Origin of the sequence: Duganella sp. Root1480D1 (genome assembly GCF_001427305.1) — a bacterium.
In the GTDB taxonomy this organism is placed as follows: Bacteria; Pseudomonadota; Gammaproteobacteria; order Burkholderiales; family Burkholderiaceae_D; genus Rugamonas.
In genome coordinates this window covers 1-7,095 of the sequence record NZ_LMFZ01000036.1, presented here as the reverse complement: position 1 = coordinate 7,095, position 7,095 = coordinate 1, and the positions used below count along the sequence as shown (strand labels likewise).

Sequence of the window (7,095 nt, the reverse complement as noted above, 5' to 3'; positions counted from 1 at the left end):
AATTGCCACCATTTTAGCGAAACCTTGCAAATCTCAGCAGTGATTTTTGAGCGTTTCGCCTTTAGAATCGGGCGGTATGGGATTATTCAAGGCCGACTAAGTGATTCATTGAAATCAAGTGAAGCTTTAGATTGCGGAAAGGAACGAAAGCTCCTGCCGGATTTGCCCCGTTTATGCCTTCCGGCCGCCGCGCTCGAAAGTAGAGAGGCGAAATGGTATCTCAACCATATAGGCAAATAATTTTGTTAAAATATTTTGTTAAGATATTTCGTCAACGCTAATAAGTCGTCATAAGCTATCGGCCCAAATGATGGATCGTGTTCAGCCAAATATTTTCCTGCTGACACTCCTAAACCTAGCTGGGAATCGCTAATTTCCCAGAAGCGCTTAGGACAAATGATCCAGTTCGTTCCTGGCAACGGATCGCGTTTATGTCCACCCATTATCCAAACGACTGCCCCATCGAAATTATCAACCGCCTTCTTGAGCTGTGCGACTAATTCGGGATCTTCGTTCTCAAAGCGAAAGCTGATAAACGGCGGGTATCCAGAACGATCCTCCGGTTGAAACTTGCTATCCTTCCAAACCTCGGGAAAGCGCTGTTGGTACTTACGCCACGCCAAACTTCCCAACTTCTCAATCAAATTGAGTAGCTGTCCTTCTGGCACGGTAATTGACGCGTTATTCATTTAAGCCCTTTCAGATCGTCGGTAATTTTGACACCATCAGGGTTGATATTCCGAATATGTTGCTCCCAATCTCCCTTGGGAATTGGTTGTGACGACAGTCTTGGGTCGTACACGTACCGTCCATCGGTGTAAACCTGATGATAGGATTGACTTGATTCCATCACGCCGTTCTCGAAAACATTTAGCATTCCAGGGTTGGTAGGACGAACTTCAAGAATCTGGCCTTTTCCTCCGGCCGCGTCAAGTAGTTTTGGCGCAATCTCAGAACAATCAATGCATCCAGTGTTATCAGTCCAAATCTTCATTTGACGACTATTCATAATATCGACAACTGATGGGTTTGGCGGATAGTTTGGGTTTACCGGTCGGACTGGGTGATTCATACCGGGCAATACTACCTCGGAGGTTTCAATTTCCCCCTTTGCGCCAATTCCTTACAATGGAATTTCCACCAGTTGGTCTTTCTGCGTATCTGCAAATTGATTCAGCATGAGGACTGAGAAATCATCCGATCCATCATGGAGCCCGTGCGACGCGATGAACCCTAAATTATCCTCAAAAATAAAATGCAATCCCAATTCGCTTGGCAGCTCACTTTCCAGAGAACCCATTAATCGTTTCTTATAAATAGAAAATTCAATTAATTTCCGTTTTAATAACTTTCTCCAAAATTCGCTAGCATATTCTTCATCATCAGCACTCACGGGATATAGCTCGGCATCAGCGGCCAAAGGAGAGTCAACACAAGCGCGACCTCCGGATTCTCGCTCCCACCAAACGATAACGCTATTAAGGCTTGGGTCGCTAGCGATTCCTAGTGAACTTTCATCATCAAAAACAACCTCCAAAGGACCAGCAGTTAAGGAAAAGGAAAGTTCACTAGCAATTCCGCACTCGGCAGAAATTTCCTCTTTCGGCCACCAACTATAACGCACCAATTTAACAACACGCCTACCAATGCAGTCGTTAAGCTCGTCGCTGAATTGCAAAGGTGTATTTTTCGTTTCCATTAGTGTTTCCCATTCTTTTTTGCGGACTGAATTAACAAATCGATCATCCGTAAATTATTCTTTGAAGGCAATGTATTCAAATTAACAGCAAGGGGATCTGCAACAACAACGCGTCCCTCATTGCTAATTAAAAATTGTAGGTCATTGATTTGGACTTTGTTATTCACCATAGTGTTACGAATGCCTTGCAAATCTGCAATACTTTGCTCATTTAACAATGGCGATTCGCCAACAATACGTACCTTTCCATTCTCAAGTCTGACGATATCTTTGGATCCTTGGGCAAACCTATCAAAGACAAGACCTGGCTGCTCACCAATGCTGACCGGTCCACGAGCGTTGACCGTTGGAATACCCAAGTCATCGAGCTGGTGTAATAGTTTGAGTTCGTCCGTTATGAGCTGCGAATTCTTTCCGGCCCGCAGCACGCCCACTGCTTCGTTTTGACCAAACGCAAAAACGTCTTTATTACCACCTCTACCAAGCAATTCTCCGAGTTCGGATGGATGAATTGTATTTGCCCCAATTGCTGCAGAGTCCTTGATCGACGATCCTTCGCGAAGGAATACGACTCCAGTTTTAGCGTCCCTATACGCAATGTTGCCGCCACCTCCAATGCCACTAAGTAATGAACTCGAATCCAGCGCAGTTGATGAATTCGAGATCGAACCAAGGTCGTAAGTGATCTCGGCAGGAACTACTCTCTTCGCGTTAGCGGCAGATGCAATGGACTCGAAGCAAGCCGATCACCATGCCCTGGTAGAGGAAGATGCGGCGCACGTCGGCGNAGCACTTCCTGATCGCAAAAAAAGGAATGCCACTAAGTAATGAACTCGAATCCAGCGCAGTTGATGAATTCGAGATCGAACCAAGGTCGTAAGTGATCTCGGCAGGAACTACTCTCTTCGCGTTAGCGGCAGATGCAATGGACTCGATTGTAGACGGTGCCGAATAGTTTGGCGAAACAGGAGGCTTGGCCGTTGTTGGCTTTGGCGTCACTGCAGGAGCAATGGACTGGCCCGTCGACACCTTCGCGCTATTTCCTGCCCATACCCCTGCCTTCGCCTCAGAAGTCGCGGCCTCGGCTGGAATTTCCCAGAACTGCGGTGCAGCGCGCAATTCACGATCTAAAGCCATCCTTGCCATGCGCTGCTCGCCAAATAGGGCGTCTCCGAGTGCCCCAAAATATTTGCTCGCACTCGCAGCAAGCTTCGCAGGAATCAACACCGATACCCATCCTTGCCATGCGCTGCTCGCCAAATAGGGCGTCTCCGAGTGCCCCAAAATATTTGCTCGCACTCGCAGCAAGCTTCGCAGGAATCAACACCGATACCTCGCTCCCCAACCCAAGCAAGAGCCCTTCTGATGTGCTCTTAGCAACCGTATCGTGGAATGATTCAGGCCTGGTAACGGGGCCCATTACCAAAGTGTTCAGGTCTTGAATCGCACCCTTCTTCGTGGTGTTGGCGTAGACCACTCCTCCGTAAACACCCTGAACCAAATTTCCCATATCTGAGGCCTGATCGGAGAGTGCCCTGCATTGCTCGCGGCTGCCCGAACTGCATGCCTTATCCAGAAAATAATCTCGCTGTTTGGAAATCGAGGTCAGCTCATCGCGCGTTTTGCATGCAAGGTCGTTACCTGATTTACAAGCCTCCACGGCCCATTCATAGGCCTCCTTCTCAGAATATTTCATGGGACTCGGCCGCTTGTGATTGAGATAGTTATTCTCAACTGCGTTTGTCGCCACTTGTCCGCCGATTGCGGCGTCGAACATACTGCCGCCATTCGCGCCTGACAGCAGTGCACCAATGGCGCTGGACAACGCGGTGACGTTCTTAACTTGTTCCGGCGTGAGTTTGTCCCGTTGCAGATTTCCGTTGGCATCAAAAGCCTGCGGATACAGCTCTTTCGTCAAGATCTGCGCGGCCAATTCACCACCGCCACCCGCCAGCGCGCCACCGACTGCGCTGGAATTGTTGGCAACTGCCAAAGCGGCACCCAGGACTGCGTGACTCAAGTCCTGCAAGGTCTGGTTTTCATTGCCCTTCGTTTTGAAGTAGTCGCCAATTTCGGCAGCAATGTATGGTGCGGCCGCATTCGCTGCGATCTGGGCGCCGCCCTGCCCCGCGACTCCGCCAACCAGTATTCCGGTGACGACATTCAGCGCACGGCTCTTGTCGCCGCCTACACCCCATTCAGCCTGGACCTTCCGGGATTCCTCGATTGTCCTGTTCGCATCCGCTATTTGATCAGGCGTGCTATTTTCATTTTTTAGCGTTTTCTGCGCAGCTTCTTCCGCCTTGCGCGCATCGCTGGTAAAGGCCGCCGATACCTGCTTGGCGGTGGCGATGACCGTACCGGCGGCAGCCGACATGGCCTGCTGGTCTTTCATCAGCTTCTGCATGTCCGGCAGCTTGTCCAACGCCACGTTGGCCTTGCTCGCGTCGGTGTTGATGCCCAGGTCTTTCACCGAGTTGGTGGTCACGCCGCCGATGGTGATCTTGCCGTCGGTGACGGTGGCGTAGGTGGTGGAGCTGTCGCTACCCTTTTCCATCATCGGCAGGCCTGGCGCGACGTTGCCGCCTTTGCGGTCGCCAAACAGCTGGCTGTCCTTGGTAAATGGTATGGTCTGGCCTTGCTCGTTCTTCTTGCCGAAATCACTGTCGCCGCTGATGCTGCCTGCCAGGCTGACACTGCTGGCCGAATACTCCATCTTGTTTTCAAGGTTGGAAGTGGTCAGCTTATTGGTGGTTAGTTCGGATACGGCAGCGTTGGTGCTGGCGATGGCGCCGCCTTTCAGGTCGATGGTGTCGGCTTTCACGTGGTAGCCGCCGTCACCAGCGAACAGGCCCGATTGCTGGCCGACCGAGGTCGAGCTGCCGTTGCTCTTGGCCTGCGATACGCTACCGCTGCCGTTCATCACACCGAAGCCGAACTCCACACGCACGCCGACGCCAGTCTGGCTGCTTTCCTGGTGGCTGGTGTCCTGCAGGCTTTCCACGGCCAGCTTGCCGCCGACGTCCGCATTGATGGTGTTGGCTGTTGCCGTCGCACCTTTCAGCGTGGTGTCGCCCTTGCTGTGGAGGTTGATCGTGTCAGCCTTCAGCTGGGTGTTGTTGTTGATCGTGGTGTCGCTCTTGTTGTGACCATTGCCCACGTTGGCGGCGGCGTAGACGTACACGCCGGTTTGCGCGCCAACCTGGAAGCCGACGCCCACCTCCGCACCTGCGCTGTGATTCTTGCCGTCGCTGTGGGCTGTGCTCTGGCTGGCGTCCAGCACGATGTTCTGTGCTGCGTCCAGGCTCAGGGTCTTGCCGGCGTTCAGCGCCGCGCCGGTGGCGTGGATGTCGCCGCCGGTGGCTGTCAGGTTGACGTTGCCGCCGCCATTGATGGTGCTACCCTCGGCCGTGCTGCCGTTGCCGTTGCTGGAGTTGCTGCTGCTGGCGAAGCCGAGCCCCGCTTCACCTTTGACCAGCACTCCGCTCTTCATCGACGTGACGGCCTGGACGCCGTTGGCTGCCGCTGCCATCCGCTGCATCTCTTTCAGGCGGCCGTCGGATTTGCGCGCTGCTTCGATGTTGTTGGCCAGGTCGATCAGCGGTGAGCTGATGCGGGCGAAAGCGCCGATCTTCAGGTCGCTGTTGGCGGTCTGGTTGCTGCCGGTGTTGTCCAGCGTGTTGATGTCGATCGTTTTGGCGGTGATGCTGACATCGTTCCCCGCCGTCACGTTGCTGGAGGTCTGCGTGTAYTTCTCGCCGGCGCTCAGCACCACGTCGCCCTTCAAGCTGCCGACGTTCGAGGCTACTTGCTTGACTTCGYTKCCGTTGTCCAGGTGCTTTTCGTTGTGGTAGCCGGCGAAGCGTTCAGTGTCGGAGATGACCACCTTGCCGATTGCCTTGTTGTCGCTCTGGTTGGCGTTNCCGTTGTCCAGGTGCTTTTCGTTGTGGTAGCCGGCGAAGCGTTCAGTGTCGGAGATGACCACCTTGCCGATTGCCTTGTTGTCGCTCTGGTTGGCGTTGCGCACCGTATCCTGCGCGCTGGTGATGGTCAAATCGCGCGCGGCGTTGATCGCCAGCTGGCCTTCCGACGCCACATTCGCGCCGATCAGGGTGATATCGCCGGTTTGCGTCGCCACGGTGGCGCTGCCGCCGGCCGACAGCGTTGTGCCGGTCACGGTGTCGGTGGCGCCGCTGCCGTTGCTCTTGTTGTGAAGCGTGCCAACCATCATGGCGGTGCGGTTGTCGAAGTTAAAACCAGAAGTCTTCGAATCCTGCGACTTGGATTCCGTGGTGTGGGCGACGTCGAGCTTGATGCTGTCTTTCGCCAGCAGCAAGGCGTTGCCTTCGGCGCTCATCTGCGTGCCCTGGCTGGTGATCGAGCCGTCGGTCGCGAGGATGGTCAGGTCCTTGCCGGCAGTGAGGGTGCTGGTGCGTGCTTCGCTGGTGGCGTGGTTTTCCGTGCTGTTCTTGCTGTGGGARCCGAACTGCAARGTGGCAACCGTCATCGCGGCGCGGGCACCGTCGGCTACCCCTTCGGCCTTGCCGATTTCCCGGCCAATAAARCTGCCATTCTTGGTGCTCTTGGTGTCTTCCTTGTAGGCGTCCTTGAACGCGGCCAGCGGGTTGACCGTGAAGCCWGCCGAGAAGCCGGAAGCCTTGCTCTGGCTGGTCTGCTGGCCCACCGAGGTGTTCTGCGCCGCGGCCAGGTCGACGTTCTTGCCGATCAGGGTGAGGTTTTCCTTGGCGGCGATGTCGGAGGCCACCACTTGCAGCGTTTCGCCGGATTTCAGCTTGACGCTGCCGTTCTGGGCGCCGATGCTGGAACCATGCTGGGTCACCGTTTCCAGGTTGCTTTGGGTGGAACTGCTCGACTTGCCGTAGCCGGCACTGAGATTGCCCGACGAATAGCCGATGGTGAAGCCGGACTTCTTCATCTGGTAGCTGCTGTCCGACTTGCTGGTTTCCTCGGCGCTGAGAATACTCAGGTTGCGCCCGGCGGACATGTTGACGTCGCGCTCCGCCATCACGTCGCTGGCCGACAGCAGCAGGTTCTGGCCCGCGCCCAGGTTCACACTCTGGCCCTGCAGGCTGGAGCCGAGGGCCACCGTGCTTTGCGACTGGTCGTGCGTGGTGATCGTGGTCTTCGAGGTGTAGCCGTTTTTCTTGGTACGCTGGAATGCACCGTCCGCGCTTTGGGTGGCCTGGCCCGCCGTGATGTTCAGGTCGCGACCGGCGGTGACGTTTAGCGCCTGTCCCGCATTGATGGTGGCGGCCTTGACGTTGATGTCCTGCCCGGCGTTGAGGGTCAGCGCGCCGTTGGTGCGGATCTGCGTGCCCACGTCCTGGCTGGCGCTCTGGCTCATATGGTTGCTGGCGTTCCGCACGATGCTCTGG

7 protein-coding genes are annotated in these 7,095 nt (G+C 55.0%); 1 reads left to right on the top strand and 6 read right to left on the bottom strand.

What is annotated here, in order from left to right:
• A partial coding sequence (locus ASD58_RS32355) for a hypothetical protein (RefSeq protein WP_229210075.1) occupies positions 1-240 on the top strand: 240 nt, incomplete at its 5' end.
• Between the two features lie 5 nt (positions 241-245).
• Here ASD58_RS32355 and ASD58_RS22910 read toward each other — a convergent pair.
• The 6 genes from ASD58_RS22910 to ASD58_RS32935 form a co-directional block, all read right to left on the bottom strand.
• A complete protein-coding gene (locus ASD58_RS22910) occupies positions 246-689 on the bottom strand; it encodes a hypothetical protein (RefSeq protein ID WP_057263542.1) in 444 nt (147 codons plus the stop codon).
• Positions 686-1,072, bottom strand: a complete 387-nt coding sequence (locus ASD58_RS31470) for a hypothetical protein (protein WP_156401440.1) — start codon at positions 1,070-1,072, stop codon at positions 686-688. Before ASD58_RS31470 ends, ASD58_RS22910 begins: the two co-directional genes overlap by 4 nt.
• Before the next feature lie 51 nt (positions 1,073-1,123).
• Positions 1,124-1,699: a hypothetical protein gene (locus ASD58_RS22905; protein WP_057263541.1), complete on the bottom strand. Its 576-nt coding sequence runs from the start codon at positions 1,697-1,699 to the stop codon at positions 1,124-1,126.
• Positions 1,699-2,187, bottom strand: coding sequence for a hypothetical protein (locus ASD58_RS22900; RefSeq protein ID WP_057263540.1), 489 nt, complete (start codon positions 2,185-2,187; stop codon positions 1,699-1,701). Before ASD58_RS22900 ends, ASD58_RS22905 begins: the two co-directional genes overlap by 1 nt.
• 632 nt (positions 2,188-2,819) lie before the next feature.
• Positions 2,820-5,585 (bottom strand): hemagglutinin repeat-containing protein, encoded by a 2,766-nt coding sequence (locus ASD58_RS32350; protein WP_229210074.1) that lies wholly within the window; start codon positions 5,583-5,585, stop codon positions 2,820-2,822.
• 37 nt (positions 5,586-5,622) lie between these two features.
• Positions 5,623-7,064: hemagglutinin repeat-containing protein (locus ASD58_RS32935; protein ID WP_373994470.1), on the bottom strand; the 1,442-nt coding region annotated here is incomplete at its 3' end.
• Positions 7,065-7,095 lie beyond the last annotated feature (31 nt).